Origin of the sequence: Streptomyces sp. Root431, from assembly GCF_001426585.1 — a bacterium.
GTDB lineage: Bacteria > Actinomycetota > Actinomycetes > Streptomycetales > Streptomycetaceae > Streptomyces > Streptomyces stackebrandtii.
Map to the genome: position 1 here is coordinate 344,829 of NZ_LMEI01000007.1, position 26,538 is coordinate 371,366.

Below are 26,538 nucleotides of genomic sequence, written 5' to 3' on the forward strand. Positions count from 1 at the left end.
TCCACCCGGCCCGCCCGGCCCGGCGGGTGCCCCGGTTACCCTGCCCTTTATGAGCAGCAGCAGTACGGAGCAGACCTCCCGCCCCACCCGCCTCGCCGCCGCGGCGGCCGTGGCCGGCATCGAGGCCCTCGGGCTCCTCGCCGGCGGCGTGTACATGCTGGTGAAGGCCCTCACGGACGGGACCGGCGACCTCACGGGCGCCCTGACCGGCGCTGTGACGCTCGTCGCACTCGGCCTGATCCCGCTCGCCGCCGCCCGCGGGCTGTGGCTGCGCCGCTCCTGGAGCCGCGGCCCGGCCGTCGTCACCCAGATCCTGGCCCTGCCGGTCGCCTGGCAGATGCTCCAGGCGAACAGCGCGCTGATCCCGGCCGGTGTCGTCCTCGGCGCGCTCGCCGTCACCGGGCTCGTCCTCCTGGTGAACCCGGCCACGACCGAGGCGCTCGGCATCCGGCGCCCCGGTCAGGACACTCCGTAGACAACCCGCAGAGGGTTCCTACTCCTCGACGAGAAGCTTCTCCCGCAGCGATGCCAGGGTCCGAGCCAGCAGCCGGGACACGTGCATCTGGGAGATGCCGACCTCCTGCGCGATCTGCGACTGGGTCATGTTCCCGAAGAAACGCAGCAGCAGGATCCGCTTCTCCCGGGGCGGCAGGTCCTCCAGGAGCGGCTTGAGCGACTCGCGGTACTCGACGCCCTCCAGGGCCTCGTCCTCCGCGCCCAGCGTGTCCGCGACGGCCGGCGACTCGTCGTCCGTGTCGGGGACGTCCAGGGAGAGCGTCGAGTAGGCGTTCGCCGACTCCAGACCCTCCAGGACCTCCTCCTCCGAGATCCCGAGCCGCTCGGCCAGCTCGTGCACCGTCGGGGAGCGGCCGTGCTGCTGGGAGAGCTCGGCCGTCGCCGTGGTCAGCGAGAGCCGCAGCTCCTGGAGGCGGCGCGGCACGCGGACCGCCCAGCCCTTGTCGCGGAAGTGGCGCTTGATCTCGCCGACGACCGTCGGGGTCGCGTACGTCGAGAACTCGACCCCGCGCTCCGGGTCGAACCGGTCGACCGACTTGATCAGGCCGATCGTCGCCACCTGTGTCAGGTCGTCCAGCGGCTCGCCGCGGTTGCGGAAGCGCCGGGCCAGGTGCTCCACCAGCGGCAGGTGCATCCGGACCAGCCGGTTGCGGAGCTCCGCCTTCTCCGGGGAGCCCTCCGGCAGCTCGCGCAGCTCGATGAAGAGGGCGCGGGCGCCGCTCCGGTCGTTCGGGGCGGGGACGGTGTGGGTCTCCGGGGCCTCGTCCGGCTCGTCAGCCTCGTCAGCCTCGTCCGCCTTGGCCTCCTCGGCGCTCGGCAGGCCCGAAGAAGTCCCGGCGGTCTCGGAGACCTCGGAGGCCCCGGCGACCTCGGTGGCCCCGGCGACCTCGGAGGTCCCGGCCGTCGGCGAGACCTCCGGGAGGCCGGGTGTCTCGGGAACCTGGTGGTGCTGCTCGTGCTCGCTCATCTGGTCCGCCTGCTCCGTAGCGACCTCATGCGGCCGCGCCTGCTGCTCAGGGATGCCGGCCGTCGCGTCCCCGCTCCTCACGCCGGGCCTGGCCCCGCGCCGCGCTGTTTGTACAGGCTGATCGAGACCGTACGGTCATCGGCCACCGACGATTCCACCTTCCCGGCCAGCGCCGACAGCACCGTCCAGGCGAAGGTGTCACGCTCCGGCGCCCGGCCGTCGGTCGTCGGGGCGGAGACCGTCACGTCCAGCGAGTCGTCGACCAGCCGGAAGACGCAGCTGAGGACGGACCCCGGCACGGCCTGCTGGAGCAGGATCGCGCAGGCCTCGTCGACGGCGATCCGCAAGTCCTCGATCTCGTCGAGGGTGAAGTCCAAGCGCGCCGCGAGGCCGGCCGTGGCCGTTCGCAGCACGGACAGATAGGCACCCGCAGCGGGCAGCCGGACTTCCACGAAGTCCTGGGTCCCGGGCTCGCCTGTGATCTGGGACACCCTCACCTCCAAGGTGGCACAAGCTCATTCGGGGTCCGGGGGGAGAGGCCCCGAACCGGGCGGTGCGCAGGGGGCTGCGCAGTCCGCCGTGACGCTATCGCGATCCGTCCCGCCGTGTCGCCGTGAGCCCCCGAGGCCCCCGATCATGCTCGTCACCCATGGTAGGCCCATGGGTGCGGACAGTGGGTAGGGGTCTGCGGGGAGTGAAAACGAGCGACGGGCGGAGGGATGACGTACCCAACCGGGAAGCCGTCGAACCACCGGAAGGGCCACCGGAAGGGCCACCGGTAGAGCCGCAGGAAGGGCGCCGCCGGAAGAGCCGCCGGAAGAGCCGCCGGAAGAGCCTCCGGAACGGCTGCCGGTACGGATGCCGGTACGGCTGCCGGAGGGCTGCCGTACCGAGCGACGGCCGTCAGACGATCGAGCCGTCCACGAAGCACCACCGCCAGGCCTCGCCCGGCTCGAAGGTCCGCATCACCGGGTGCCCGGTGGAGGAGAAGTGCCCCGTCGCGTGCCGCCCCGCCGACGAGTCGCAGCAGCCGACGTGCCCGCAGGTCAGACAGAGCCGCAGCTGGACCGGGTGCGTCCCGTCCGCCAGGCACTCGGGACAGGTCTCGGCCAGCGCCGCCGGTTCGGGGCGCGGCATTTCGGCAACGTGCGGGCACTCGCTCATGATGGCCAGGTTACGTTGCGCCACGAGACGGGGACGGGCATGGACGCACTGCAGCTGGTGGCACTGGTGGCGGCGAGCGCCGCGATTGCGGGGCTCGCGCGCAGGACCCCGGTGCCGGCCCCGCTGCTCCTGGTCGCCGCCGGTCTCGCCGCCTCGTACGTACCCGGAGTGCCGGACTACACGCTCGACCCGCACATCGTGCTGCCCCTGATCCTGCCGCCGCTCCTCTACACGGCGGCCGTCGACTCCTCCTACCTCGACCTGCGGGCCAACATCCGGCCCGTCGCCCTGCTCTCCGTCGGCTACGTCCTCTTCGCCACCGTGGCCGTCGGCTGGCTGGCGTACGTCCTCGTCCCCGACCTGCCGCTCACCGCCGCGCTCGTGCTCGGCGCGGTGATCGCCCCGCCGGACGCGGTCGCCGCCACCGCCATCGCCCGCAAGCTCGGCCTGCCGAACCGGATCACCACGATCCTTCAGGGCGAGTCCCTGGTGAACGACGCCACCGCCATCACCGCCTACAAGGTCGCCCTCGCGGCGGCGGTCGGCGAGGGCGTCAGCTGGGCCGGCGGCATCTGGGAGTTCGCGCTCGCGGCCGTCGGCGGCATCGGCGTCGGCCTGGTCCTCATGGTCCCCATCCACTGGCTGCGGCGCTGCCTCGGCGACTCCCTCCTCCAGAACACGCTCTCCCTCCTCATCCCCTTCGTCGCCTACGCGGCCGCCGAGGAGGTCGGCGCCTCCGGCGTCCTCGCCGTCGTCGTGGTCGGCCTCTTCCTCGGCCACCGCGCCTGGCAGGTCGACTTCGCGACCCGGCTCCAGGAGGAGGCCGTCTGGAAGATGGTCGCCTTCATCCTGGAGTCCGCCGTCTTCGCCCTGATCGGACTCCAGTTGCCGTACGTCGTCCAGGGCCTCGGCCAGTACGGCATCGCGGAGGCGGCCTGGTACGCGGTCGGGGTCTTCGTGGCGGTCGTCGTCGTCCGGTTCGTCTGGGTCTACCCGGCGACCTTCCTGCCCCGATGGCTCTCCGCGCGCGTGCGCGAGCGCGAGCCGGGAGTGGACTGGAAGGCCCCGCTCGTCGTCGGCTGGGCCGGCATGCGCGGGGTGGTCTCCCTCGCGATCGCCTTCTCCATCCCCGTCGTCACGGACGGGGTCGAGTTCCCGGCCCGCAACCTCGTCCTCTTCCTCACCTTCACCACCGTCATCGGCACGCTGGTGGTGCAGGGCCTCACCCTGCCCCCGCTCATCCGGTTCCTGAAGCTCCCCGGACGCGACCGGTACGCCGAGACCCTCGCCGAGGCGCAGGCCCAGAGCGAGGCCTCCAGGGCCGCGGAGGAACGCCTCGACGCGCTCCTCGCCGACGAGCGCAACGCCCTCCCTCAGCCCCTCGCCGACCGGCTGCGCACGGTCCTGGAGCGGCGCCGGAACTCGGTGTGGGAGCGGCTCGGCGCGGTCAACGAGGCCACCGGGGAGACGGTGGACGACACCTACCGGCGGCTCTCCCGCGAGATGATCGACGCCGAGCGCGAGGTCTTCGTGCAGCTGCGCGACGCGCGCCGGATCGACGACGAGATGATGCGTACGCTGCTCCGCCGCCTCGACCTGGAAGAGGCCGCCGCGTACCGCGAGGAGACGGCGGACTAGGGCCTGTCCGGCGCATCGGGGTCGGGTAGGCGGTAGGCCCTACGTCACGTCCCCTACGCCCCCTACGTCCCCTCCGACGCATCGGGGGCGCCCGTCACCACCGCCGCGAGCCGGGTACCCGCCGGGAACGCGCCCTCCTCCGCGAGGGTGACGAGTCCGTAGAGCATTTTGGCGACATACAGTCGCTCGATGGCGAGTCCGTGCCGCGCCTCGAAGTCCTGTGCGAGCGCCTCGAGTTCCGGACCGGTACGGGCGTAACCGCCGCAGTGGAAGCGCTCGTCGAGGGCCCAGTCGCCGCGCGGGCCGCCGAACGCCGCCTCCTGGAGCGCCCGGACCTCCGCGCCCAGGAAACCGCCCTTGAGGACCGGGACGCCCAGCGCCCGCTGCCCGGGGGAGAGGCCGGCCGCGAGGCCCGCGAGGGTGCCCCCCGTGCCGCAGGCGACGGCGACCACGTCCGCCGCCCCGGCGAGCTCCCGGCCGAGCTCGGCGCAGCCCCGCGCGGCGAGCGCGTTGCTGCCGCCCTCGGGGACCACGTACGCGCCCGCGGGGGCCCGTTCCAGGAGCGCGGCCAGCGTGGCCGGGTCGCCCTTCGCGCGGTACGTGGCCCGGTCCACGAACTCCAGCCGCATCCCGTCCGCCGCGCACCGCGCGAGGGACGGGTTGAGCGGGCGTCCGGCCAGCTCGTCGCCGCGGACGACGCCGATCGTGGGGAAGCCGAGCAGCCGGCCGGCGGCGGCCGTGGCGCGCAGGTGGTTCGAGTACGCGCCGCCGAAGGTGAGCACCGGGCGGCCGTCCGCCGCGCGCAGGTTGAGCGCGAGCTTGCGCCACTTGTTGCCCGGCAGGTCGGGGTGGATGAGGTCGTCGCGCTTGAGCAGCAGCGTGAGACCGCGCCGGGCGAAGCGCTCGTCCTCCACCGGCTCCAGGGGCGAGGGGAGCCGGGGCCGCAGACGGGAGAGGGCGAGGTCGAACGCGTTCACCCGGCCATTGTCGTCGCCGACCGGGCCGGCCGGCGCGGCCGGCCCCGGCACCCGCCCCTCAGCGAAGCAGCTCGGCGACCCGTTCGCGCATCGAGGCCATCGTGAAGCCGCGGGGGTCCACCTTCCCCGGCTGCCACTCCCGGTGCCCGATGACCGAGCGCTGGGTCCAGCCGTGCGCCCGGCACACGGCCGCCGACGCCTTCGCGATGGCCTCCAGCTGGACCTTCGGCCACGGGTCCTCGCCGTCGCCGAGGTTCTCGCACTCGAAGCCGTAGAAGTGCCGGTTGCCGTCCGTCGTGGCCTCGTCGTCCGGAGGCAGGCGCTGCTCGGCGACGACCGCCCTGAGCACCTCGTCGTCGCCGAGCCCCGCGTGGTTGGCGCGGCCGTAGCCGACGAGGTGGACCGTGCCGTCCTTGGCGATCACGCCGTGACAGAGCGGCCCCGGCAGGCCCTCGTAGCCGTCCCGGCAGATCCGGACGGTGCTCGCGGTGCCCCGGGTCACGGTGTGGTGGATCATCACGCCGTGCACCGGGCCCCAGGGGCCCTTGTGGTTGCGGTTGTGGGTGGACCAGTCGCCGACCTGGACGACCACGAGGCCCTCGTCGCGCAGCGCGCCGAGGAACCTGTTCGCGGACATGGGTGAGGCCATGACCGACTCCCTTCGGGAGGACGGGGTGAACTTCCGGAGTACCGGAGTCCGCCCCTCCGCGGCCATCCGTTCGGGTGGTGTGCGAGCCGATCCGGACACGGCGGCGCGGGGCCCCTGGTGCGCCGCTGTTCGGGAGCGAAATCGCGTGACATGCCCCGAAGATCGTCGAACAGTCCCACCCGAATGTGTAATGGCGCCGACACGCTCCGTGCTGAAAGGCTTCTCTCGAAACTCAGGCATACGAGAGGGAGTTCCATGTCCGTTGGTTCGGTTGGCGACGAGGTCCGTGTGGACCAGGCACCGCAGCAGAGTCTCGGTACCGCCGCCGCGCGGAACCTCGCCACGACCACCAAGTCCGCGCCCCAGATGCAGGAGATCACCTCTCGGTGGCTGCTGCGGATGATGCCGTGGGTGCAGGTGCAGGGCGGTACGTACCGGGTGAACCGCAGGCTCAGCTACTCCGTGGGCGACGGCCGTGTCACCTTCGTCCAGACGGGGCAGCGCGTCGCGGTCATCCCCGCCGAGCTCGGCGAGCTTCCCGCCCTGCGCGGATACGAGGACGAGGACGCCCTGACCGAGCTCGCGTCCCGCTGCTCGCAGCGGGAGTACGCGGCGGGCGAGATCATCGCGACCACGGGCGCCGCCAACGACCGCGTGCACCTCCTCGCGCACGGCCGGATCGAGCAGATCGGCGAGGGACCCTACGGGGACGAGGCCGTCCTCGGCGTCCTCGCCGACGGCGCCTACCTCGGCGAGTCCGCGCTGACCAGCGCCGACGCCGTCTGGGGCTGGACCGCCCGCGCCGCCACCGCCTGTACGGTCCTGGAACTCACCCGCGACGACGTGCGGAACCTCGCGGACCGCGTCGGCTCGCTCGCCGCGCACCTGGAGGCCGCGTCCGCCCTGCCCGAGCAGCGCACCAACAACTACGGCGAGGCCGCCATCGACCTCTCCGCCGGCCACGTCGGCGAGGCGGTCGTCCCGCACACCTACGTCGACTACGACGCCTCGCCCCGCGAGTACGAGCTGAGCGTCGCCCAGACCGTGCTGAAGGTGCACAGCCGTGTCGCCGACCTCTACAACCAGCCGATGAACCAGACCGAGCAGCAGTTGCGGCTGACGGTCGAGGCGCTCCGCGAGCGCCAGGAGCACGAGCTCATCAACAACAAGGAGTTCGGCCTCCTCTCCAACTGCGACTACGGGCAGCGGATCCAGCCCCACGACGGCGCCCCCAGCCCCGACGACATGGACGAGCTGCTCTCCCGCCGCCGGGGATCGAAGCTCTTCCTCGCCCACCCGCGCGCCATCGCCGCCTTCGGCCGCGAGCTCAACAAGCGCGGCCTCGTGCCCGAGACGATCGACGTCAACGGCAACCGCATCCCGACCTGGCGCGGCGTGCCGATCTACCCGTGCAACAAGATCCCGGTCTCGGACGCCCGGACCACCTCGATCATCTGCATGCGTACGGGCGAGGCCGACCAGGGCGTGATCGGTCTGCACCAGACCGGCCTCCCCGACGAGATCGAGCCGAGCCTCTCGGTCCGCTTCATGGGCATCGACGAGCAGGCGATCATCTCCTACCTCGTCACGGCCTACTACTCGGCGGCCATCCTCGTCCCGGACGCGCTCGGCGTCCTGGAGAACGTCGAGGTCAGCCGCTGGCGCTGAGCCGGTGACGCCCGGGGGGCGGGGACCGAACCTCCCGCCCCCCGGGCGCTTTCCCGTGCTCGCACCGCGAAGGACATGAAGGAAGTGACCGTGGCCATCACCACCGCGGATTCCGCGACCGAGGGACAGGGGGCCGTGCTGCTCCTGGACCAGACGCGGACCGCCGTCCAACCCCAACTGCGCTCCACCGTCGAGTCCCTGCCGGGCTCCATACGGCGGGTCGCGATGTACCACTTCGGCTGGGAGCACGCCGACGGCACCCCGGCCGCGGGCCAGGCGGGCAAGGCGATCCGGCCGGCCCTGGTGCTCGCGGCGGCCCGTGCCCTCGGAGCCGAGTCGACCCAGGCCGTGAAGGCCGCGGCGGCGGTCGAGCTCGCCCACAACTTCACCCTGCTCCACGACGACATCGTGGACGAGGACCCGACCCGGCGGCACCGGCCCACCGCCTGGAAGGTCTTCGGCATCCCCGACGCCCTCATCGCCGGCGACGCGATGAGCGCACTCGCCCTGCGGCTGCTCGCCGAGGACCCGCACCCCGCGTCGACGCCCGCCGCCGCGCGTCTCGCCGCCTGCGTCATCGAGCTCTGCGCCGGCCAGCAGGCGGACTGCGCCTTCGAGCAGCGCGCTCCGCACGAGGTCTCGCTCGACGAGTGCGTGGCCATGGCCACCGCGAAGACCGGCGCCCTGCTCGGCGCCTCCTGCGCCATCGGCGCGCTCTACGCGGGCGCGGGCGAGGAGGAGGTCGCGGCGATGGACTCCTTCGGGCGCGAGGCCGGACTCGCGTTCCAGCTGATCGACGACCTGATCGGGATCTGGGGCGACCCGGACCGTACGGGCAAGCCGGCGGGCGCCGATCTCGTCGCCCACAAGAAGTCGCTGCCCGTGGTGGCGGCGCTCGCCTCGGGCACCCCCGCGGGGGAGGAACTGGCCGAGCTCTACGCCCGCCCGACCCTCGACGCGGAGGCGGTACGGGCGGCGGCGGACGCGGTCGAGCGGGCCGGTGGCCGGGACTGGGCGCAGGCCCAGGCCGCCGAGCGCATGGGCCACGCCGTCGAGTACCTGGCGCAGGCGGTCCCGGACCTGACGGCGGCGGGGGACCTGCTCGCCCTCGCGGAGTTCGTCACCCGGCGTACGCGCTGAGGTCCGCCGGGGGCGCGGTCACCTCTCGGGAACGATCCGGTCGACCACGGTCTCGACCAGGTCGTCCAGGTCCCGTTCGGCGTGGAGGCCGGGGACGGTGAAGTGGTCGAGCAGCAGCCCGGTGAGGGCGAAGTACAGCACCCGGACCGTGTCCGCGTCCCCGGGCATCCCGGATTCGACGTGCAGCCGGATGTTCAGGTCGAGGTCGTCCCGGAGCACCTGGGTGAACCGTTTCTGGAGCTCGGGCCGGCGCGCGGCCTCCAGACGCAGCTCGAAGAGGCCGAGGTAGCAGGTGCGTTCGGCGGCCATGCGGCGGGCGAGCCAGCGCATCAGCTCGACGACGAGGGCGCGGCTGGGTTCCGGCAGCATCGCGGCGTCGATGGCGCCGGGCTCGGGGGTCAGCCGGACGAAGATGCGGTCGGCGACCTCGGACAGCACCTGGTCGCGGTCGCTGAAGTAGTTGGACGAGGTGCCCGTGGGGACCCCCGCCCGGGCGTCGACGGCCCGGAAGGTCAGGCCGCGGGCGCCTTCGTCCGCCAGGACCTCGATCGCGGCGTCGAGCAGGGCCGTACGGCGTTCAGGATTTCTGGCCACTTTTCGAACTCCTTCGCAAAGAGGGCTTGCGCAACCACTACAAGTGAAGCACTATAGCCGTCGTGGTTGCGACTGCAGCCCACTTCCCGAAGACGAAGAGGACCGGTTTGCGCAAGCTCACCTATTACATCGCCTGCACCATCGACGGCTTCATCGGTGACCCCGAGGGCGATGCCACGTCCATGTTCAAGTACGTGGACGCGCCGTACCTGCAGTACATGAACGCCGAGTACCCGGAGACCATCCCGACGCAGGCTCGGGCGGCGGTCGGGATCGACGGCGACAACAAGCGGTTCGACACCGTCATCCAGGGGCTGAAGTCGTACCAGCTCGCCCTGGACATCAACGTCACCAGTCCGTACGGCCACCTGCGCGAGTTCGTCGCCACCCGGTCGCTGGCCGAGTCCCCCGACCCCAACGTCGAGCTGATCGCCGACGACCTGGTCGGCCGCGTCCGCGAGCTCAAGGCCGAGGACAGCCCCCTGGACATCTGGCTCTGCGGCGGATCCACCATCGCGGGCGAGCTCATCGAGGAGATCGACGAGCTGGTCATCAAGACGTACCCGCAGGTCTACGGCTCCGGCATGCCGATGTTCGGCGCCGGCTTCGAGCCCCGCGACTTCGTCCTGGAGGACGTGCGCACCTTCGACAACGGCGTGCTCGTCCGCAAGTACACCAGGCAGCGGTAACGGCGGGGGAGCGGTACCGCCGGGCCGCGGCATCGGCGGGGAGCGGGTCCGTGCGAGGCGTCCTACCCTGGACACATGGGTGACGAGGTGCCTCGCACGACGCGTGACCCCTTGGCCGTGAGCAACTGCCCGGCCTGTGGTCGACCGCGCGACAAGATGGCCGCCCGGCACAAGGTCCTCGGGGCCTGGGTGCCGGAGTGGGAAGTACAGCCCTGCCGCAATCCGGACTGCTCGCTGTACGAGGGCGCGCAGGCGCGCGCCGAAGGCGGTCCGGGCCCGGATGCGGAAGCCACCGGCACGCAGGTGACCGGCAAGAACGGCGAGATCGGGAGAAGTCCGGCCACCGGGTGACCGGCCGCGCGCCGGAGCCGGTCATACCGCTACAGTCCGCGCATGTCATCGGAGTCGACAGAAGTCTGGACCGGCTGGTACCGGGACCGCAGCGGCGCGGAAGCGATCGTCATCACGGCCACCGGGCGGCACGTCGCCACCCGGATCAGGGGGGTCGAGTACACGGGCGCGACCTTCGCCGCGCTCAGCGCCGCCGAGAGCGGCGGGCAGGCCCTCGGCGGCTGCGTCCTGGAGTGGGACCTGCCGCTCCCCGTCGTCATGGACGGCGTGGCCCAGCAGGCCACGCTGAGCTGTCTGCTGACGCTCGGTGAGCGTTCGGACCTCAGCCTGACGCTCCACTACGGTGGCGCGGCCTTCGAATCGTGCGTCGCCGGGGGTGACTTCGAGGGAGCGCTGGACCGGGTCCGGCGCCAGCTTCCGCCCGGCGCCGACTTCGGCCGCCGGCTCCTCCAGGCGGCCTGACACCCGGGCCCCGCACCCCACCCGAACGCCGGACGGCGGCGCCCCTCGCGGGCGCCGCCGTCCTTTTCGTACGCGTACGGTCGCTCCTCGGGGGTCAGGAGGCCTTGAACGCGGAGGCGAGCCCGTACCGCCACAGCTGGTCGACGCGCGAGCGCTCCTGGGCGTTCGGCTGGGCGTTCTGGCAGGACGTGCCGGGGCCGCCGCCCGACATCAGCTCGCTGCACGGCCCGCTGTAGTGGTCCGGCAGGCCGAGGACGTGCCCGGTTTCGTGGGCCGTCACCCGGGTGGAGTTGTACTGCTGGTTCTGCCGGTAGTCGAGGAAGATGTAGCCGCTGCCGTGGCCGTCGGTGCTCGCGTACGAGCCGCGGGAGTCGTTGCCCTCGTAGTACGCGAAGTCCGGGTTGCTGCCCTCGACGAGCCGGACGTTCACCACCGAGCTGTTCCATATCTGGGTGGAGCGGGCGATCTGGGTGCGGAAGCTCGGCGCGTTGGCGGCGCTGTAGACGACGGTGACCGCGGTCGCGCCCGGGGCGGCGGCCCGCTTCTTCGCCACCGACTTCACGACGGCGTCGAAGAAGGCCTTGTTGGCCTTGGCCTCCTCGGCCGAACCGGCGTACGCCACGGTGGCGGCGCGGACGCCGGTGTCCGTGGCGGTCGGCGCGGCCGACGCCGGAGCCGTACCGAGCGAGGCGGCGAGACCGAGGCCGAGGGCGGCCGTCAGAATGGAGTTGAGGACCTTGGGGTGACGCATGGGGGGCTCCTCCTGTAGGGGGTCGGAGCGAGTCTCGGGGAAGCCGGGGCGCGTGGGGATGATGTCAACTGCCGATAGCCCGCCCACATCACCCGGTCGAACCCACCCAACTACCTTGCAAACCAAGGTATTTGACCTGCTCCGGCTGTCTGGTGCGACGCAGATCACCGCCCTACCCTCGGGGGCATGGAGCTGGAGGTGAGACATCTGCGCGCGCTCTGCGCCATCGCGGACGCCGGCAGCCTGCACAAGGCGGCGCGTCAACTGGGCATGAGCCAGCCCTCGTTGACCACCCAGCTGCGCCGCATCGAGAACTCCCTGGGCGCCGAGCTCTTCTCCCGCGGCCGCACCGGCTGCCTGCCCACCCCGCTCGGCCGCTCCGTGCTCAGCCGGGCCCGCCCCCTCGTCGCGGACATGGCCGCGCTGGTCACCGAGGCCCGCGCCGCGGTCGCCCGTACCGACGGCCCCGGCCTCCGCGTCGGCTCCACCGCCAGCCGGGCGCTCCCCGGCTGGCTGCGCCGGCTCCGCCAGCGGCTGCCCGGCACGGACGTCGGCCTCCGCGTGGACGTCTCCGCCAACGCGCTGCTGACCACGGTCGCCGCGGGCCAGCTCGACGTGGCCTTCGTCCACGAGGTGGAGGGCTGCCCGTTACGGGTGCCCGAGGGGCTCCAGCGGAGGGTCCTGGTCGCCCGCGAACCGCAGTTCATCTCCATGGCCCGCGACCACCCCGCCGCCGCGGACCCCGTCGTCGACCTCGCCGACCTCGCCCGCGACCACTGGATGGTCGACCCGACCGTGGACGGCGAATGGGACGGCCTCCGGCGCGTCCTCGGCGCGGCCGGCATCGACCCGCCGCTGCTGCACGGCGACTACCACACGGCCGCGTCGCTCATCGTCCTCGGCGAGGCCGTCGCCCCCTGCCAGCCGACGTCCGGCCCCCGCGAGGACATGGCGATCCGCCCCCTGCGCGGCGACCCGCTGGCGGTCCGGCTGCTGCTGTACGCCCGCCCGGAGACGTCCCTGGACACGCTGTACGCGGAGCTGTCCGCCGCCTACCGCGAGGTGGCCCTGCGCGCCGCCCCGTACCGCGAGTGGCTGCACCGCCAGGGAGCGGCCGCCGGACTGTCGGTGGGGCCGTGCATGATGGCCGTATGAGCGATCGTGACGGCGGGGGCGGAAGGGCCGTGGTGCGCCACGCCCGCGCGGAGGACCTGGGGCGCGTCGTCGAACTCGTCGCCGAACATGCCGAGTACGAGAAGGCGGCACCCCCGCCCCCGGGCCTCGCGACCCGCCTGGCGGGCCTGCTCTTCGGCGGGGAGGGTCCGGGCGGCGGGGCGCGCGGACGGACAGGTTCGGATGACGGGTCGGACGGGCAGGCGGGTCCGGATGACGAGTCGCACGGGCAGGCGGGTCCGGGTGGCGGGTCGCCCCGCCTCCGCTGTTTCGTCGCGGAACTCCCGGACGGGAGCCTCGCGGGCTACGCCACCTGCGCGCCCGAACTCTCCACGTGGGACGGCGTCGCGTACCTCCACATGGACTGCCTCTACCTGACGTCCACGGCCCGCGGCCACGGCCTCGGCCCGCTCCTGATGGACGCCGTCCGCGCGGAGGCGCGCGCCCTGGGCCTGACGGAGATCCAGTGGCAGACCCCCGCCTGGAACGAGGGCGCGATCCGCTTCTACGACCGCCTGGGCGCGACGTCCAAGGAGAAGCGCCGCTACACCTTGGCGGTGGATCCGGCCGCCTCAGCCTCGGTCGACGGGGAGTAGACCCTCGCCCGGATCGGCGCGGAGGCCTGCCTGCCAGACGGTCGGGCTGCAACCCTCGCCGTTGGGCGTGTACTTGCGCAGCGTGACCTGCGTCGTACGGTCGTAGACGCTACGGCCGCCGGCCGGGCGGGTCACCTGGAAGCGCACGGTCACCTGCTGCTCCCCGGTGGCCTCGGGCAGGGGAACGCCGAAGAAGCTGCTCGGGTCGTCCGGAGTCTCTGCCCGCCAATCCCGGCAGACCTGGTCGGCGCAGAGCCGGTAAACGGCGCCGGCGGGGAAGTCCCCTCACGGCCCCGGAGCGCCTGCGCGGGCACCGGGGCGACGCGGCCTCCGACCTGTGGTCGCTCGGGGTGACCCTGTACGAGCTCGTCGAGGGACGGCGCCCGTTCAGAGGAGAGATCGACGCGGCGGTCATCCACGCGATCTGCACCGAGGAGCCGTGGCCGACCGAGCGGGCCGGCGAACTGGCCCCCGTCCTGGCCGGACTGCTCACCCGCGAGTCGGAAGCGCGGCTGACCGCCGAGGCGCTGCGAGAGGCCCTCACGGAGCTCGCCCGGCACCAGCGCCCGCGGAGCGCCTCGCACCAGGCTCCGGCGCCCGCCCCCACGGCGGCCACCCTCGCGGCACGGCCCACGGTCACGGCCGCCCCCGCCGCCGTCCCGCCGAAGCCCCGCGAACGGACGATCCCGGACGTGCCGCCCCAAGCCGCCCCCGGGAGCGAAGGCGAAGAACCCGCCCTCGCCGTCCACGCCCTCAACGCCTACGCCCTCGGCGAGCTGCCGGTCGCGCGGCTGGCACCCGCCCTGACGGACCGCTGGGAGGCCGGGGAGAAGAAGGACGTCCACGCCGTGCTGAAGCGCGCCGGACGCGCCCGGCCCCCGGCGGAACTGCTGGACCTGTCACACGCCCTGCGGTCCGGTGCGTACCCGTTCCTGGCGGACAACCTGATGCGGTACGCGGGCCGTCTCCAGCGCCCGACCACGCTCGTCTACCTGATCACCCTGCTGCGCTACGCGGAGCGCGACCGCGATGCCGACGAGGCCCTCGTGGCGGCCGGGAAGGGCCGGCGCAGGACGGAGCTGGAGGACATCGAGGCAGCTCTGCGGGGCCGGACCGGGCACGTGCAGGGCCGAGCGGCGACCTGGATCGACATCGACGTCAATCGGATGAGAGACGCGGCCGCCGAACGGCCCGCGTCAGCTGCCCGCGGCTCTCTCCCACCGCCACGGAACCGCCCCGCCCACGACCAGCCCTTCGTCCCGTTCTGGTTCGCGGTCCCCGAAGAACGCCAACTGGTCCCGGAAGACCTGACCCCGAAGGTCCTCGCCCGGCTGGCCCCGAACACCTGGTACCTGGCCGTGGGCTGGTACCAGGGCAACAACGCGACCGCCCTGATCGCCCAGACCCAGGACGGCCTCCGCGGCCTCGTCTGGAACACCGAGGGCATCCAACGCGGATAGGCCCCCAAAGACCGCACCCGGGCCCGCCATGGACGCCATGCTGGGCGTCCTGCGGACCCGGGTGCGGGCCGGGAAAATCGGATGGGCGGGGAAACCGCCGCTCCGACGGCTTGACCGGAGGTCAGGCCTTCTTCGTCTCCCAGAAGATGCGGTCGATCTCGGCGATGAGCTCCAGCGCCTTCTCGCCCGTCTTCGGGTCGGTCGACGCCTTGGCGGCCGAGAGGGCCTTCAGGGTGTCGTTGACCAGCTGGTTGAGCTCGGGGTACTTCTCGAAGTGCGGGGCCTTGAAGTAGTCGCTCCAGAGCACCGAGACGTGGTGCTTGGCGAGCTCCGCGCGCTGCTCCTTGATGACCGTGGCGCGGGCACGGAAGTGCGCGTCCTCGTTCGCCAGGTACTTCTCCTGGACAGCCTTGACCGACTCGGCCTCGATGCGGGCCTGGGCCGGGTCGTACACGCCGCACGGGAGGTCGCAGTGGGCGCTGACCTTCACCTTGGGGGCAAACAGGCGGGAGAGCATTGAGCCGTCCTTCCTCGTGATCGTCTTCTCAGGTGGGACATTACTCGGTGAGAAGGGCGTTTTCGCGGGCGCCCCCTGGGGCTTAGGTCAAAAGTCCAGGGTCACCATGGGACTCGTGTACGAGTGGACGAGACGGGCCGGCGAGGTGCGTCGGTGCGTGGGTCGGGAGTGCGGATGAGGGAATCGGGGCCGGAGCGGGTGGGCGCGGACGGGGCGCCGTTCGGGATCGCCGAGGTCACGGGGGTGTCGATGGTGCCCACGCTGCTCCACGGCGACCAGCTGCTCGTGCACTACGGCGGCCGGTTGAGGCCCGGCGGTGTGGCCGTGCTGCGGCATCCGCTCCAGCAGGATCTGCTCATCGTGAAGCGGCTGATCGAGCGACGTGACGGCGGCTGGTGGGTGCTCGGTGACAATCCGGACGCCGAGGGGGACAGCCGGGTCTTCGGGGCCGTACCGCCCGAGCTGGTCCTCGGGCGGGTGCGGGCGCGGTACCGGCCGGTGACGCCGGGGCGTCAGCGGTCGGCCGGGGTGGTGCTCTCCTGGCTGTTCTCCTCGGTCAGGCCCGTGTGGTCGGACCGCTCGGCCTCCAGGCGCTTGCGGGCCCGGTAGGCCGCCACGTTGGCCCGGGTCGCGCAGCGGTCCGAGCAGTAGCGGCGGGAGCGGTTGGTGGAGGTGTCGAGGTAGGCGTTGCGGCAGGGCGGTGCCTGGCACAGGCCGAGCCGGTCCGCGCCGAACTCGGTGAGGTGGAAGGCGAGGCCCATCGCCGCGATGGCCGCGTAACCCGCTGTCGCGTTCGAAGGATGGTCGGCGAGGTGCATGTGCCAGCGCGGGCGGCCCTCCTCGTCGAGGGTGTCGTGGCCGGAGATCTGCGGGCTGACCGGGAACTCCAGCAGGAGCGAGTTCAGGAGGTCCACGGCGCCGGTGTGGTCGCCCTCGTCGGCCGCGGTGAAGACGGCCCGCAGGCGGGCGCGTACCGAGCGGAAGCGGGTCACGTCGGAGTCGGTGGCCCGCCGGGCCATCTGGGTGGCCGGGCCGAAGAGCTCGCGGATCACCTCGACGGAGGTCAGGGCGTCCTTGTTGCGGGCCGGCTCCTCGGTGTTGACCAGACGCACGGCGTAATCCGAGTAATAGGCCAGTTCCACTTGTAGTCCTTACTCCGGCGGGCTAGGGTCTCGGTCGGAAGGGGTAACGCCTGTTTCCCCTATGAGGGTATTACGAAGAGGGGGAGGAGCGGCGATGACCGGAACCGACTGGGCGGGCTGGCAGCAGAGCTGGGACCGTCAGCAGGAGTGGTACATGCCGGACCGTGAGGAGCGGTTCCGCGTGATGCTCGACATGGTCGAGGCCGTGGTGGGACCGAAGCCCCGCGTGCTCGACCTCGCGTGCGGTACGGGAAGTATCACGGATCGGCTCCTCCAGAGGTTCCCGGAGGCGACCAGTACCGGTGTCGATCTGGATCCTGCGCTGCTCGCCATTGCCGAGGGGTACTTCGCCGGCGACGAGCGCGTCACCTTCGTGACCGCCGACCTCAAGGACCCCGCGTGGGCCGCGCGGCTGCCCCATGACTCGTACGACGCCGTCCTCACCGCCACGGCCCTCCACTGGCTCCACAGCGAGCCTCTGGCCGCCCTCTACGGGCAGGTCGCCGGTCTCGTCCGCGACGGCGGCGTCTTCATGAACGCCGACCACATGATCGACACGGCCACGCCCCGCATCAACGCCGCCGAGCGGGCCCAGCGGCACGCCCGCATGGACCGCGAGAAGGCCGGCGGGGTCCTCGACTGGGCCGAGTGGTGGGCCCTCGCCGCCAAGGACCCCGTCCTCGCCGAGCCCACCGCCCGCCGCTTCGAGATCTACGGCGAGCACGCCGACGGCGACACGCCCTCCGCCCGCTGGCACGCCGAGACCCTCCTCGCCGCCGGTTTCGGCGAGGCCCGGGTCGTTTGGGGCTCGCCCTGCGACAGCCTCGTACTCGCGGTGAAGTGAGAATGCGGAATGGGCCCGCCGGATTTCTCCGGTGGGCCCATTCCGCGTTTCCGGGGCGTGGCATTCGTGTCTTTTTGCGGGACCTTGCTCCAGGGCCTTGTTGCACGGCCTTGTCGCAGGGCCTTGGAAAGGAATGCCTTCGTCGTTACAGGACCTTGGAAAGGAATGCCTTCGTCCGGTCGTGCTGCGGGTTCGTCAGGACGTCCCTCGGGTGGCCCGACTCGACCACCACGCCGCCGTCCATGAACACCAGCGAGTCGCCCACCTCGCGGGCGAAGCCCATCTCGTGGGTGACGACGACCATGGTCATGCCCGACTCGGCCAGGTCGCGCATGACGTCCAGGACGTCACCCACGAGCTCCGGGTCGAGCGCCGACGTCGGCTCGTCGAAGAGCATCAGCTTCGGCTCCATCGCCAGCGCGCGGGCGATGGCGACACGCTGCTGCTGGCCGCCGGAGAGCTGCGAGGGGTAGTTCCCGGCCTTGTCGGCGAGGCCCACGCGGGCGAGGAGCCGCTCGGCACGCTCGCGAGCGACGGCCTTCGACTCGCCCTTCACCTGGATCGGCGCCTCCATGACATTGCCCAGGGCCGTCATGTGCGGGAACAGGTTGAAGCGCTGGAAGACCATGCCGATGTCGCGGCGCTGGAGCGCGACCTCGCTGTCCTTCAGCTCGTAGAGCTTGTCGCCCTTCTGGCGGTACCCGACCAGCTCGCCGTCGACGTAGAGCCGACCCGAGTTGATCTTCTCCAGGTGGTTGATGCACCGCAGGAAGGTGGACTTGCCGGAACCGGACGGGCCGATCAGGCAGAACACCTCGCCGTTGTTCACCTCGAGGTCGATGCCCTTGAGGATGTGCGCGGCGCCGTAGGACTTGTGGACGCCCTCGGCCTTCACCATGGGGGTCATGCGGCACCTCCGCTCTGGTCGGACCTCAGGGACAGCAGGTTCGTCTTGATCTTCTGCCACGGCGTGGGCGGCAGGGCCCGCAGGGAGCCGCGGGCGTAGTGCCGCTCCAGGTAGTACTGGCCCACGCTGAACACCGAGGTCAGGACCAGGTACCAGATCGAGGCGACGAAGAACATCTCCATGACCGCGAACGAGGTCGAGGCGATGTCCTGCGCGGCGCGCAGCAGATCCGGGTACTGCACGGCCACGACCAGCGAAGAGGTCTTCAGCATGTTGATGAACTCGTTGCCGGTCGGCGGGATGATCACCCGCATCGACTGGGGGAGCACCACGCGCCGCATGGTCTTCGACTGGCTCATGCCCAGGGCGTGCGAGGCCTCGGTCTGGCCCTCGTCGACCGACTGGATGCCGGCCCGGACGATCTCCGCCATGTACGCGCCCTCGTTCAGGCCGAGGCCCAGCAGGGCGGCCAGGAAGGGGGTCATGACATCGGTCATCTCGTCCTTGTAGAACCCGATGTTGAACACCGGGAAGATCAGGGCGAGGCTGAACCAGATCAGCAGCTGCACGTAGACCGGCGTGCCGCGGAAGATCCAGATGTAGAGCCAGGCGACCGAGCTGGTCACCGGGTTCTTCGACAGGCGCATCACGGCGAACACCACGCCGAGGACCAGACCCAGGGCCATGGAGGCCACGCTGATCAGGATGGTGTGCCAGAGACCACTCAGGATGGTGGGGTCGAAGAGCTTCTCCGGCACGGTCGCCCAGCGCACGTTGCCTTGGGAGAAGGCGTACCCGAGGAGCACCAGCAGGGCCACCACCACGACGCCGGCGACCCAGCGTCCGTAGTGGCGGACCGGAATGGCCTTGATGGCCTCCGGCGGGACTCCCGCCGGGGCGGGCGCCCCGGCCGGAACCTTGTCGATCTTGTCAGTCACAGCGACTGCCCTTCAGTCTTGCGGGAGAGGGTCAGGAACCGCCGTTGATCTTGGCCGCGGGGATGGCGCCGTCACCGGCGTTCCACTTGTCGAGGGCGGCCTTGTAGGTGCCGTCCTTGATGATCGCGTCAAGGGCTTCCTTGAGCGCGTCCCGCAGCTGGGTGTTCTTCTTGTCGACGGCGATGCCGAAGAGGCCCGCGTCCGTCTTGTTGGCGATCGCGTCGAAGTCGTTGCCGCCACCGGCCGTCTGGGCGATGTAGGCGGCGACCGGCGAGTCGTTGAGGTCGGCCACCGCGCCGCCGGCCTTGACGCGGGTCTGCGCCTCGGCGTCGGTCGGGTACGACTCGAAGGACAGCTTCGGCTTGCCGTCCTTCTCGCACTTGGCGGCCAGGTCCTTGGCGGCCTGCTCGTACGTCGTGCCGCGCTGCACCGCGAGCTTCTTGCCGCACAGGTCGTCGAGGGACTTGATGTTCTCCGGGTTGCCCTTCTTCACCAGGATGCCGGTGGAGGCGGAGAAGTAGTCGACGAAGTCGACGCCGGCGCCGGTCTTCTTGCCCTGGTCGTCCAGGCCCTCCTGGCGGGCCTTGGTGTCCGTCATGGAGGACATGACGGCGTTGGTGCGGCCGGTCGTCATCGAGGTGAGCAGCGTGTCGAAGGTGCCGCTCTCGAACACGAACTTCACACCGAGCTGCTTCGACATGGCGGCGGCGATGTCGGGGTCGATGCCGACGATGTCCGCGCCCTTCTTGAACTCCATGGGGGCGTACGTGGCGTCCGTACCGACCTTGATGACGCCGGCCTTCTGGATGGCGTCCGGGAGCTTCGAGAACAGCGGCGCGGCGTTGGCGGAGCCGCCGTCCTTCGTCGGGGTCGAGGAGCCGCCCTCGGTCTGGTCGCCACAGGCGGTCAGCAGCATCGAGCCGGCGACCGCGATGGCGGCGACCGCGGCAAGACGGGACGTACGGGTCTTGGCGGCGGTCGTACAGCGCGTGGAGCGTGCGGTCATGGTCGGGTTCCTCCGGCGTGTGAGGGGCTTGCCAGCAGGTCACGTACGCGTCTTCGAGTGTCGCGACCTCGTGTGATTACGGCATCTTGCCATTCGGACTGCCTCAAACCGACGGCCACGGATGTCAAAATCGGGTAACGGGTGACCCCCGAATCGCGACAGGCCGGTACATCAAGGCCGGATCTTCTGCGGGATCCCTTCCCCGCCACCGGAAAATCTCCGGTTTATCTCGCCATTCGGACGAGCCGAAGACGGCCATTCGGGTGCCGTGGGCATCTATAGGGACATCGGGTGACGTGTCGCTCTCCGTCCGTGTCCGGATGCACTCGGTATGAGTCGCGTCACCGAGCGGTTATGGACTCGTCTGCGGTGCCGTCCGTCCGGTAAGAAGGATCCTTACACCCCTCATCCGGGGCTCAGGGCGCGTTGTGCGGCGCGCCCGAGCGGCTGCCAGACAAGGCGGCCGCGGTGCCTCCCCACCCCTCCTCAACCAGGAGTGGCCACCCTCAAATGAAACAGACTTAAGGGGTCTTCCCAATGGCAGCGGAGATCGTCAATCCTCGCAATGACAGTGGTACGGACGGGGCACCCGAGCCCTTCGATCCTGTCTTCGCCCTCCACCGGGGCGGCAAGATGGCCGTGCAGGCCACCGTCCCCCTCCGGGACAAGGACGACCTGTCCCTCGCGTACACGCCCGGCGTCGCCAAGGTGTGCACCGCGATCGCCGAGCAGCCCGAGCTGGTCAACGACTACACCTGGAAGTCCCAGGTCGTGGCCGTCGTGACCGACGGTACGGCGGTGCTCGGCCTCGGCGACATCGGCCCGGAGGCCTCCCTCCCGGTCATGGAGGGGAAGGCCATCCTCTTCAAGCAGTTCGGCGGCGTGGACGCGGTCCCGATCGCCCTCGCCACCACCGACGCCGACGAGATCGTCGAGACCGTCGTCCGCCTCGCCCCGTCGTTCGGCGGAGTGAACCTGGAGGACATCTCGGCGCCGCGGTGCTTCGAGATCGAGCGCAAGCTCCAGGAGCGCCTCGACATCCCGGTCTTCCACGACGACCAGCACGGCACCGCGATCGTCACCCTCGCCGCCCTCCGCAACGCGGCGAAGCTGACCGACCGGACCCTCGGCGACCTGCGCGCCGTCATCTCCGGCGCCGGTGCGGCCGGTGTCGCGATCGCCAAGTTCCTGCTGGAGGCCGGCCTCGGTGACGTCGCCGTCGCCGACCGCAAGGGCATCGTCAGCCGCGACCGCGAGGACCTCACCGAGGTCAAGCGCGAGCTCGCCGAGATCACCAACAAGGCGGGCCTGACCGGCTCCCTGGAGACCGCCCTCGCCGGCGCCGACGTCTTCATCGGCGTCTCCGGCGGCACGGTCCCCGAGGCGGCCGTCGCCTCCATGGCCCCGAACGCCTTCGTGTTCGCCATGGCCAACCCGAACCCCGAGGTCCACCCCGACATCGCGCACAAGTACGCGGCCGTCGTGGCGACCGGGCGTTCGGACTACCCGAACCAGATCAACAACGTCCTCGCGTTCCCCGGCATCTTCGCCGGTGCGCTCCAGGTCCGGGCCTCCCGGATCACCGAGGGCATGAAGATCGCCGCGGCGAACGCGCTCGCAGACGTGGTCGGCGACAAGCTCGCCGCCGACTACGTGATCCCGTCGCCGTTCGACGAGCGGGTCGCCCCGGCCGTCACGGCCGCGGTCGCCGCCGCCGCCCGCGCGGAGGGCGTCGCGCGCCGCTGACGCGTCGCACACCCCGTGAGGGGCCCCGTCCTGGACTCAGGGCGGGGCCCTTTCGCGTACGCGGCCGTTTCGCGTACGGGGGCCTTCCGCGGGCGGCGGGGCGGGGTTCGTGTCCCGGCGCCCGGCGGAGGCATGTGTCACACAGGTGCGTGGTTCCGTCGTGCGGTCGTCCGAGCCTAGGGTCGGGGCCATGTTCGCTGCCTACGCTGCCCGAATCGACCGCGACCAGCCCCTGAACGGACTCGTATTGGGCGAACGCCCCGAGCCCGAGGTGCGGTCCGGCTGGACCACCGTCACCGTCAAGGCCGCCTCGCTCAACCACCACGACCTGTGGTCGCTGCGCGGGGTCGGGCTGCCCGAAGAGAAGCTGCCGATGATCCTCGGCTGCGACGCCGCCGGCATCGACGAGGACGGCAACGAGGTCGTCCTGCACTCCGTGATCGGCCAGACCGGCCACGGCGTCGGGCCGGACGAGCCCCGCTCCATCCTCACCGAGCGGTACCAGGGCACGTTCGCCGAGCGGGTGACCGTCCCCCGCTGGAACGTGCTGCCCAAGCCGAAGGAGCTCTCCTTCGAGGAGGCCGCCTGTCTGCCGACCGCCTGGCTCACCGCGTACCGCATGCTCTTCACCAACGCCGGTGTGCGGCCCGGGGACTCGGTGCTCGTGCAGGGCGCCGGCGGCGGCGTGGCCACCGCCGCGATCGCCCTCGGCAAGGCGGCGGGCCTGCGGGTCTTCGCGACCAGCCGCGACGAGGCCAAGCGCAAGCGCGCCGTCGAGCTCGGTGCCGTCGAGGCGTACGAGCCGGGCGCGCGGCTGCCGCAGCGCGTGGACGCGGTCATCGAGACCGTCGGCGCCGCGACCTGGTCGCACTCGGTCAAGTCGCTGCGGCCGGGCGGCACCCTGGTCATCTCGGGCGCCACGAGCGGCGACCGGCCCGCGCACGCCGAGCTGACCCGGATCTTCTTCCTGGAGCTGAAGGTCGTCGGCTCGACGATGGGCTCCAAGGACGAGCTGGAGGACCTGCTGTCGTTCTGCGCGGCGACGGGCGTCCGGCCGGTCATCGACGAGGTCCTGCCGCTGGACCGGGCGCGGGAGGGCTTCGAGAAGATGGCCTCCGGCGAACTCTTCGGAAAGATCGTCCTCACGACCTCTTGATGACTCGTCAGTCGAGCTGATGGGATCTCCGGCACGAAACATGAACATCTCTCACATCCTCGTGCCGGAGGTCTTCCTTGTTGCGAACCACCCTTGCGGCGAGCGCCGTCGTCGCCGCCCTGCTGACTCCGACGGCCGCCCACGCCGAGACCGGGCGTGCGGGCGGCGACGGCATACCCGCCTTGACCGACGAGCACGGCCGCACCCTCACCCTCCGCGGCTGGAACCTCGCGGACAAGGCGAACAGCGGCGACGCCGCCCTCTCGGCGATCACCGAGAAGCACTTCCGCGACATGCGCGCCAAGGGCTTCAACTTCGCCCGCCTCCTCGTCTTCTGGGACGACCTGGAGCCCCGGCCCGGCCAGTACAGCCAGGCCTATCTGCGCAAGATCGAACGGATCCTGGACTGGGCCGGGAAGCATGACGTCAAGGTCCTCATCGACGCCCATCAGGACGTCTTCGGCCCCGCCTTCGGCCACCGGGGCATCCCCGAGTGGGCGACCAGGACCGACGGCCTGCCCTTCACCCCGCACCCCGACGACTGGTTCTCCGAGTACTTCGAGCCGGCCGTCCAGCGGGCCTTCACCCACCTGTACGAGGACGAGGACCTCAAGCTCTCCCAGGCCCGCATGTGGCGGCTGCTCGCCGACCGCTTCGAGGACCACCCGGCCGTCCTCGGCTACGACCCGATCAACGAGCCGATGGGCGAGCTGCGGGAGGGCGAGGACCTGGCGACGGCGGCCCGCCGTATCGAACGCGACCAGCTGACCCCGATGTACAACCGGGTGGCGGACGCGATCCGTTCGGTCGATCCGGACACCTGGATCTTCGTCGAGCCGACCCCCATCGTGGGCGAGGGCGTGCCCACCGGCCTCGGGCGGATCGACGACCCGAAGATCGTCTATGCCCCGCACTTCTACAACGCCGGCATGGAGGCGGGCGCCGACTACGACCCCGCCGCCCGCTGGATCGAGAACTACGAGCAGGCCGTCACGCTGTACCCCAAGGAGTACAAGGTGCCCGTGGTGGTGGGGGAGTGGGGCCCGCTCAACAACTCCCTGCCGAACATGAACCGCTTCTACCGCGAGGCGATGCCCTCCCTCGGCCGCTACAGCTCGGGCTGGGCGGGATGGGAGTGGTGCTACGGCGGCGGGTACTGCGCGGTGGACGGCGCCGGGGCCTTCCGTACGAACAAGGAGCTGACCGCCGAGCCGTACGCGGAGGCCGTCGCGGGCACGGTCCGCTCCACGGCCTACGACGCGGCGGCGGGGGTCTACCGCCTGTCGTACGACTCCGCGGGGCGGCGCGGCCCCCGGGTCACCGAGCTCTCCCTGCCGCCCGGCGACTGGCGGGTGAAGGCCCGGGGCGGGGCACTCGTCCTCCGCAAGGACCGGGGGAGGGCCTGGATCCTCGCTGCCCCGGGCGCCCGGGTGACGGTCACCGCCACCCGGGGCTGACCCGGCCGGCTCAGGGCCTGTCCGGCGGATCATGGCCTGTCCGGCGGGTCATGGCCGGGGTCCCTGATCCGCCGGACAGGCCCTACCTAGCCCTTGTGTCGCGGGTTCAGCAGTTCCGTGATCCGGACCGCCGCCGTCGACAGATGGCGGCGGGTCTCGGCCAGCTGCTCCCCGCTCACTCCGTGGTCGCGGGCGGCGTCCCGGATCTCGTCCCGGAAGCGGTCGAGCAACCGGTCCAGATCGCGGCCCGGATCGCCCGAACCCTCCGTGTCCCGCGCCCACTCCGGCGTCCGCCCGGCCTCGCCCGTCTCGCCCGTCTCGGCGGTCTCGTCCACGAGGTCGGACGCCGTGGCGTCTCCCGCGGCCGCTCTGGCCGCCGCCTTCGGGTGGGTCGTGCCCGCCACCAGGCCGCCGAGCTGGGCCGTGATGTCCGAGAGGCCCTCCCAGACGCCCTTGGGCCAGTCACCCCGCGAGAACCGGTCCTGGACCTCCTCCTGGACCTGCTGGGCGATGCGCTGGAACTCCTTCGCCTGGTGGCGGGCCGACTGGGCCTCCGCCTTGGCCTGGCGGGCCTGCTCCTTCCACTCCTGCTTGGCCCGGCGCAGCTCCTCCTTGGCGTCGGCGAACGACGAAGCCTCCGCCGTCCGCGCCTGCCCCGCCGCCGCCCGCATCTCGCTGCGCACCCGGCCGGCCGCGCCGCGCACGTCGTCGCGGATCTCCGCCGCCAGCTCGGAGACCGAGTCGCGGATCTCCCGCTCCAGATCGGTCAGTTCGGCTCCGCGGCCGGCCAGCTCGGCGCGGCCCGCGTCGGTGATCGAGTAGACCTTCCGGCCGCCCTCGCTGGCGTGGGTGACGAGGCCTTCGGCCTCCAGCTTGGCCAGTCTCGGGTAGACCGTCCCGGCCGAGGGGGCGTAGAGCCCCTGGAAGCGCTCCTCCAGGAGCCGGATCACCTCGTAGCCGTGGCGGGGGGCCTCGTCGAGCAGCTTGAGCAGGTAGAGGCGGAGGCGGCCATGGGCGAAGACGGGCGACATGTCAGAGCACCTTTCCGGTCGCGGAGGGCGAATCCGAGGAGGAGGCCGAGGGGGAAGGGGTGGAGTCGTCCGAGGGAGCGGCGGTGGGGTCGTCCGAGGGGGCAGCCGAGGGGGCAGCCGAGGGAGCGGCGGTGGGGGCCTCCGAGGCGGTCGAGGCGGGGGCGGCCTCGGGTTCCTCGGTCGTCTCGGGGCGGCGCAGCAGCGCGATGGAGCCGGAGACGGTGGTCGCCTTGAGCGTGCCCCGCCCGGAACCCAGCGTGCCGGTGACGGACTTGGTGCCCCACTGGCCGGTCACCCGCAGGTCCTCGAAGGCGTTCGACACGGAGCCGCTCGTCGTGCTCGCCTCGACCCGGGCGTCCGCCGGGTGCGGCAGCCGGATGGCGACCTGGCCGGAGACGCTGGTGAGCCGGATGTCGGCGGGCGGCCCGTCCAGCTCGCCCGGGTCGAGGTCGATGACCATGTCACCGCTGACGGTCTCGGCCTTCACGGAGCCGCCCGCGCCCTCGATCACGGTGACGGGACCCGTCACCGAGGTGATCCGCAGCGCGCCCGTGACCGACTGGGCCTCCAGGCTTCCGGAGACGCTCTCGGCGCGGACCGGGCCGGAGAGCCCGAGGAGCGTCGTGTCGCCCGTGACGCCGCGCACTTCCGTACGCCCTCTGATGCCGGAGACGACCGCCTCGGCGTCGACCGCGCCGACCTCGACGTCGACGCCGGCCGGGACGGCGACGGAGACGACGGCCCTGCGCCGGTGTCCCTTGCGGTCGAACCACTTGAGGAGGTTCTTCCAGTGCAGGTCCTCGTAGGTCACGGTGAGGGTGGAACCCTCCTGCGACACGATCAGCGGCGGACCCTCGATCTCGGAGATCTCGACGCGGGCGGAACTCTCGTCCGTCCCCACCACGTTCACCGTGCCGTTGACGATGCGGACCTGCAGGCGCGTCACGGGGTCGGCCGGGGCAAGTTTCGTCGGCTCGGTGACGGACCACTCTGTCATGG

Annotated in this window: 30 protein-coding genes; 15 read left to right on the forward strand and 15 right to left on the reverse strand. The window is 71.6% G+C overall.

Translation table 11 applies throughout. The annotated features are described in order from the left end of the window. Positions 1–49: 49 nt before the first annotated feature. Positions 50–475 carry a hypothetical protein gene (locus ASC82_RS08830; protein WP_056643947.1) on the forward strand — a complete coding sequence of 142 codons (426 nt, stop codon included), beginning with the start codon at positions 50–52 and terminating at the stop codon, positions 473–475. A gap of 18 nt (positions 476–493) precedes the next feature. Here ASC82_RS08830 and ASC82_RS08835 read toward each other — a convergent pair whose 3' ends face one another. The 3 genes from ASC82_RS08835 to ASC82_RS08845 form a co-directional block, all read right to left on the reverse strand. Continuing rightward, positions 494–1,483 carry an RNA polymerase sigma factor SigF gene (locus tag ASC82_RS08835; protein WP_242427612.1) on the reverse strand — a complete coding sequence of 330 codons (990 nt, stop codon included), beginning with the start codon at positions 1,481–1,483 and terminating at the stop codon, positions 494–496. Positions 1,484–1,560: 77 nt separating this feature from the next. After that, positions 1,561–1,974 carry an anti-sigma regulatory factor gene (locus ASC82_RS08840; RefSeq protein ID WP_024761155.1) on the reverse strand — a complete coding sequence of 138 codons (414 nt, stop codon included), beginning with the start codon at positions 1,972–1,974 and terminating at the stop codon, positions 1,561–1,563. A gap of 412 nt (positions 1,975–2,386) precedes the next feature. Then, on the reverse strand, positions 2,387–2,647 hold the full coding sequence (locus ASC82_RS08845) for a UBP-type zinc finger domain-containing protein (protein ID WP_024761154.1): 261 nt from the start codon (positions 2,645–2,647) through the stop codon (positions 2,387–2,389). Between the two features lie 39 nt (positions 2,648–2,686). Between ASC82_RS08845 and ASC82_RS08850 the strand changes: the two genes are divergently transcribed. Beyond that, positions 2,687–4,285 carry a Na+/H+ antiporter gene (locus tag ASC82_RS08850; RefSeq protein WP_056643952.1) on the forward strand — a complete coding sequence of 533 codons (1,599 nt, stop codon included), beginning with the start codon at positions 2,687–2,689 and terminating at the stop codon, positions 4,283–4,285. Between the two features lie 62 nt (positions 4,286–4,347). Here the strand turns inward: ASC82_RS08850 and ASC82_RS08855 are convergent, their stop codons facing one another. Both ASC82_RS08855 and ASC82_RS08860 read right to left on the reverse strand, forming a co-directional pair. Then, positions 4,348–5,262, reverse strand: coding sequence for a pyridoxal-phosphate dependent enzyme (locus ASC82_RS08855; protein WP_056644873.1), 915 nt, complete (start codon positions 5,260–5,262; stop codon positions 4,348–4,350). 58 nt (positions 5,263–5,320) lie between these two features. Continuing rightward, complete coding sequence (locus tag ASC82_RS08860) at positions 5,321–5,911, reverse strand: peptidoglycan recognition family protein (RefSeq protein ID WP_056643954.1); 591 nt, start codon at positions 5,909–5,911, stop codon at positions 5,321–5,323. A 255-nt stretch (positions 5,912–6,166) separates the two neighbouring features. Here ASC82_RS08860 and ASC82_RS08865 point away from each other — a divergent pair, with 255 nt between their 5' ends. Then, positions 6,167–7,579, forward strand: coding sequence for a family 2B encapsulin nanocompartment shell protein (locus tag ASC82_RS08865; RefSeq protein WP_056643956.1), 1,413 nt, complete (start codon positions 6,167–6,169; stop codon positions 7,577–7,579). Positions 7,580–7,654: 75 nt separating this feature from the next. Further along, positions 7,655–8,719 (forward strand): family 2 encapsulin nanocompartment cargo protein polyprenyl transferase, encoded by a 1,065-nt coding sequence (locus ASC82_RS08870; protein WP_199862502.1) that lies wholly within the window; start codon positions 7,655–7,657, stop codon positions 8,717–8,719. Between the two features lie 18 nt (positions 8,720–8,737). Here ASC82_RS08870 and ASC82_RS08875 read toward each other — a convergent pair whose 3' ends face one another. After that, positions 8,738–9,313, reverse strand: coding sequence for a TetR/AcrR family transcriptional regulator (locus ASC82_RS08875; protein WP_056643958.1), 576 nt, complete (start codon positions 9,311–9,313; stop codon positions 8,738–8,740). Between the two features lie 107 nt (positions 9,314–9,420). Here ASC82_RS08875 and ASC82_RS08880 point away from each other — a divergent pair, with 107 nt between their 5' ends. The 3 genes from ASC82_RS08880 (at position 9,421) to ASC82_RS08890 (ending at position 10,815) form a co-directional block, all read left to right on the forward strand. Next, positions 9,421–10,002 (forward strand): dihydrofolate reductase family protein, encoded by a 582-nt coding sequence (locus ASC82_RS08880; protein ID WP_056643960.1) that lies wholly within the window; start codon positions 9,421–9,423, stop codon positions 10,000–10,002. 75 nt (positions 10,003–10,077) lie between these two features. After that, a complete protein-coding gene (locus tag ASC82_RS08885; RefSeq protein ID WP_157863455.1) occupies positions 10,078–10,353 on the forward strand; it encodes a hypothetical protein in 276 nt (91 codons plus the stop codon). Between the two features lie 42 nt (positions 10,354–10,395). After that, positions 10,396–10,815, forward strand: coding sequence for a DUF6304 family protein (locus tag ASC82_RS08890; RefSeq protein ID WP_056643964.1), 420 nt, complete (start codon positions 10,396–10,398; stop codon positions 10,813–10,815). Between the two features lie 94 nt (positions 10,816–10,909). Here the strand turns inward: ASC82_RS08890 and snpA are convergent, their stop codons facing one another. Then, positions 10,910–11,566 (reverse strand): snapalysin, encoded by a 657-nt coding sequence (snpA, locus tag ASC82_RS08895; RefSeq protein WP_056643967.1) that lies wholly within the window; start codon positions 11,564–11,566, stop codon positions 10,910–10,912. 186 nt (positions 11,567–11,752) lie between these two features. Between snpA and ASC82_RS08900 the strand changes: the two genes are divergently transcribed. Then, positions 11,753–12,721, forward strand: coding sequence for a LysR family transcriptional regulator (locus tag ASC82_RS08900; protein WP_199862503.1), 969 nt, complete (start codon positions 11,753–11,755; stop codon positions 12,719–12,721). Further along, positions 12,718–13,335, forward strand: coding sequence for a GNAT family N-acetyltransferase (locus ASC82_RS08905; RefSeq protein WP_056643969.1), 618 nt, complete (start codon positions 12,718–12,720; stop codon positions 13,333–13,335). Before ASC82_RS08900 ends, ASC82_RS08905 begins: the two co-directional genes overlap by 4 nt. Here ASC82_RS08905 and ASC82_RS30350 read toward each other — a convergent pair. Next, on the reverse strand, positions 13,312–13,488 hold the full coding sequence (locus ASC82_RS30350) for a hypothetical protein (protein WP_157863456.1): 177 nt from the start codon (positions 13,486–13,488) through the stop codon (positions 13,312–13,314). The genes ASC82_RS08905 and ASC82_RS30350 overlap by 24 nt on opposite strands. Before the next feature lie 65 nt (positions 13,489–13,553). Between ASC82_RS30350 and ASC82_RS08910 the strand changes: the two genes are divergently transcribed. Further along, a complete protein-coding gene (locus ASC82_RS08910; RefSeq protein ID WP_079039164.1) occupies positions 13,554–14,795 on the forward strand; it encodes a protein kinase in 1,242 nt (413 codons plus the stop codon). A 121-nt stretch (positions 14,796–14,916) separates the two neighbouring features. Here ASC82_RS08910 and sodN read toward each other — a convergent pair whose 3' ends face one another. After that, on the reverse strand, positions 14,917–15,312 hold the full coding sequence (sodN, locus tag ASC82_RS08915; RefSeq protein WP_015036129.1) for a superoxide dismutase, Ni: 396 nt from the start codon (positions 15,310–15,312) through the stop codon (positions 14,917–14,919). Positions 15,313–15,486: 174 nt separating this feature from the next. Between sodN and sodX the strand changes: the two genes are divergently transcribed. Then, entirely contained in the window at positions 15,487–15,921 is a 435-nt protein-coding gene (sodX, locus tag ASC82_RS08920) for a nickel-type superoxide dismutase maturation protease (protein WP_056643973.1), read from the forward strand. Here sodX and ASC82_RS08925 read toward each other — a convergent pair. Beyond that, entirely contained in the window at positions 15,825–16,454 is a 630-nt protein-coding gene (locus ASC82_RS08925; RefSeq protein WP_056643975.1) for a CGNR zinc finger domain-containing protein, read from the reverse strand. The two genes, sodX and ASC82_RS08925, sit on opposite strands and share 97 nt — an antisense overlap. 94 nt (positions 16,455–16,548) lie before the next feature. Between ASC82_RS08925 and ASC82_RS08930 the strand changes: the two genes are divergently transcribed. Next, a complete protein-coding gene (locus ASC82_RS08930; RefSeq protein ID WP_056643977.1) occupies positions 16,549–17,298 on the forward strand; it encodes a class I SAM-dependent methyltransferase in 750 nt (249 codons plus the stop codon). A 145-nt stretch (positions 17,299–17,443) separates the two neighbouring features. Here ASC82_RS08930 and ASC82_RS08935 read toward each other — a convergent pair whose 3' ends face one another. From ASC82_RS08935 to ASC82_RS08945, 3 genes are read right to left on the reverse strand one after another with little or no spacing between them, the layout of a single operon-like run. Next, positions 17,444–18,205: an amino acid ABC transporter ATP-binding protein gene (locus ASC82_RS08935; RefSeq protein ID WP_056643979.1), complete on the reverse strand. Its 762-nt coding sequence runs from the start codon at positions 18,203–18,205 to the stop codon at positions 17,444–17,446. Beyond that, positions 18,202–19,143, reverse strand: coding sequence for an amino acid ABC transporter permease (locus ASC82_RS08940; protein ID WP_056643981.1), 942 nt, complete (start codon positions 19,141–19,143; stop codon positions 18,202–18,204). The genes ASC82_RS08935 and ASC82_RS08940 overlap by 4 nt, the downstream gene beginning before the upstream one ends. A 31-nt stretch (positions 19,144–19,174) precedes the next feature. Then, positions 19,175–20,149, reverse strand: a complete 975-nt coding sequence (locus tag ASC82_RS08945; protein WP_056643984.1) for an ABC transporter substrate-binding protein — start codon at positions 20,147–20,149, stop codon at positions 19,175–19,177. 537 nt (positions 20,150–20,686) lie between these two features. Here ASC82_RS08945 and ASC82_RS08950 point away from each other — a divergent pair. From ASC82_RS08950 to ASC82_RS08960, 3 genes are all read left to right on the forward strand, one after another. Further along, positions 20,687–21,895, forward strand: coding sequence for an NADP-dependent malic enzyme (locus ASC82_RS08950; protein WP_024761798.1), 1,209 nt, complete (start codon positions 20,687–20,689; stop codon positions 21,893–21,895). Between the two features lie 190 nt (positions 21,896–22,085). After that, positions 22,086–23,051, forward strand: coding sequence for a zinc-binding dehydrogenase (locus tag ASC82_RS08955; RefSeq protein ID WP_056643986.1), 966 nt, complete (start codon positions 22,086–22,088; stop codon positions 23,049–23,051). 77 nt (positions 23,052–23,128) lie between these two features. Then, positions 23,129–24,508: a cellulase family glycosylhydrolase gene (locus ASC82_RS08960; protein ID WP_056643988.1), complete on the forward strand. Its 1,380-nt coding sequence runs from the start codon at positions 23,129–23,131 to the stop codon at positions 24,506–24,508. A gap of 86 nt (positions 24,509–24,594) precedes the next feature. Here the strand turns inward: ASC82_RS08960 and ASC82_RS08965 are convergent, their stop codons facing one another. Both ASC82_RS08965 and ASC82_RS08970 read right to left on the reverse strand, forming a co-directional pair. Next, positions 24,595–25,539: a helix-turn-helix transcriptional regulator gene (locus ASC82_RS08965; RefSeq protein ID WP_056643990.1), complete on the reverse strand. Its 945-nt coding sequence runs from the start codon at positions 25,537–25,539 to the stop codon at positions 24,595–24,597. 1 nt (position 25,540) lies between these two features. Further along, entirely contained in the window at positions 25,541–26,536 is a 996-nt protein-coding gene (locus ASC82_RS08970) for a DUF4097 family beta strand repeat-containing protein (protein ID WP_056643992.1), read from the reverse strand. Between the last annotated feature and the right edge of the window lie 2 nt (positions 26,537–26,538).

Coding starts and splice junctions, on each gene's coding strand:
- ASC82_RS08830 (WP_056643947.1), top strand. CDS start 50: ATGAGCAGCAGCAGTACGGAGCAGACCTCCCGCCCCACCCGCCTCGCC.
- ASC82_RS08835 (WP_242427612.1), bottom strand. CDS start 1,483: ATGAGCGAGCACGAGCAGCACCACCAGGTTCCCGAGACACCCGGCCTC.
- ASC82_RS08845 (WP_024761154.1), bottom strand. CDS start 2,647: ATGAGCGAGTGCCCGCACGTTGCCGAAATGCCGCGCCCCGAACCGGCG.
- ASC82_RS08850 (WP_056643952.1), top strand. CDS start 2,687: ATGGACGCACTGCAGCTGGTGGCACTGGTGGCGGCGAGCGCCGCGATT.
- ASC82_RS08860 (WP_056643954.1), bottom strand. CDS start 5,911: ATGGCCTCACCCATGTCCGCGAACAGGTTCCTCGGCGCGCTGCGCGAC.
- ASC82_RS08865 (WP_056643956.1), top strand. CDS start 6,167: ATGTCCGTTGGTTCGGTTGGCGACGAGGTCCGTGTGGACCAGGCACCG.
- ASC82_RS08870 (WP_199862502.1), top strand. CDS start 7,655: ATGAAGGAAGTGACCGTGGCCATCACCACCGCGGATTCCGCGACCGAG.
- ASC82_RS08885 (WP_157863455.1), top strand. CDS start 10,078: ATGGGTGACGAGGTGCCTCGCACGACGCGTGACCCCTTGGCCGTGAGC.
- ASC82_RS08890 (WP_056643964.1), top strand. CDS start 10,396: ATGTCATCGGAGTCGACAGAAGTCTGGACCGGCTGGTACCGGGACCGC.
- snpA (WP_056643967.1), bottom strand. CDS start 11,566: ATGCGTCACCCCAAGGTCCTCAACTCCATTCTGACGGCCGCCCTCGGC.
- ASC82_RS08900 (WP_199862503.1), top strand. CDS start 11,753: ATGGAGCTGGAGGTGAGACATCTGCGCGCGCTCTGCGCCATCGCGGAC.
- ASC82_RS08905 (WP_056643969.1), top strand. CDS start 12,718: ATGAGCGATCGTGACGGCGGGGGCGGAAGGGCCGTGGTGCGCCACGCC.
- sodN (WP_015036129.1), bottom strand. CDS start 15,312: ATGCTCTCCCGCCTGTTTGCCCCCAAGGTGAAGGTCAGCGCCCACTGC.
- sodX (WP_056643973.1), top strand. CDS start 15,487: ATGAGGGAATCGGGGCCGGAGCGGGTGGGCGCGGACGGGGCGCCGTTC.
- ASC82_RS08930 (WP_056643977.1), top strand. CDS start 16,549: ATGACCGGAACCGACTGGGCGGGCTGGCAGCAGAGCTGGGACCGTCAG.
- ASC82_RS08935 (WP_056643979.1), bottom strand. CDS start 18,205: ATGACCCCCATGGTGAAGGCCGAGGGCGTCCACAAGTCCTACGGCGCC.
- ASC82_RS08945 (WP_056643984.1), bottom strand. CDS start 20,149: ATGACCGCACGCTCCACGCGCTGTACGACCGCCGCCAAGACCCGTACG.
- ASC82_RS08950 (WP_024761798.1), top strand. CDS start 20,687: ATGGCAGCGGAGATCGTCAATCCTCGCAATGACAGTGGTACGGACGGG.
- ASC82_RS08955 (WP_056643986.1), top strand. CDS start 22,086: ATGTTCGCTGCCTACGCTGCCCGAATCGACCGCGACCAGCCCCTGAAC.
- ASC82_RS08965 (WP_056643990.1), bottom strand. CDS start 25,539: ATGTCGCCCGTCTTCGCCCATGGCCGCCTCCGCCTCTACCTGCTCAAG.
- ASC82_RS08970 (WP_056643992.1), bottom strand. CDS start 26,536: ATGACAGAGTGGTCCGTCACCGAGCCGACGAAACTTGCCCCGGCCGAC.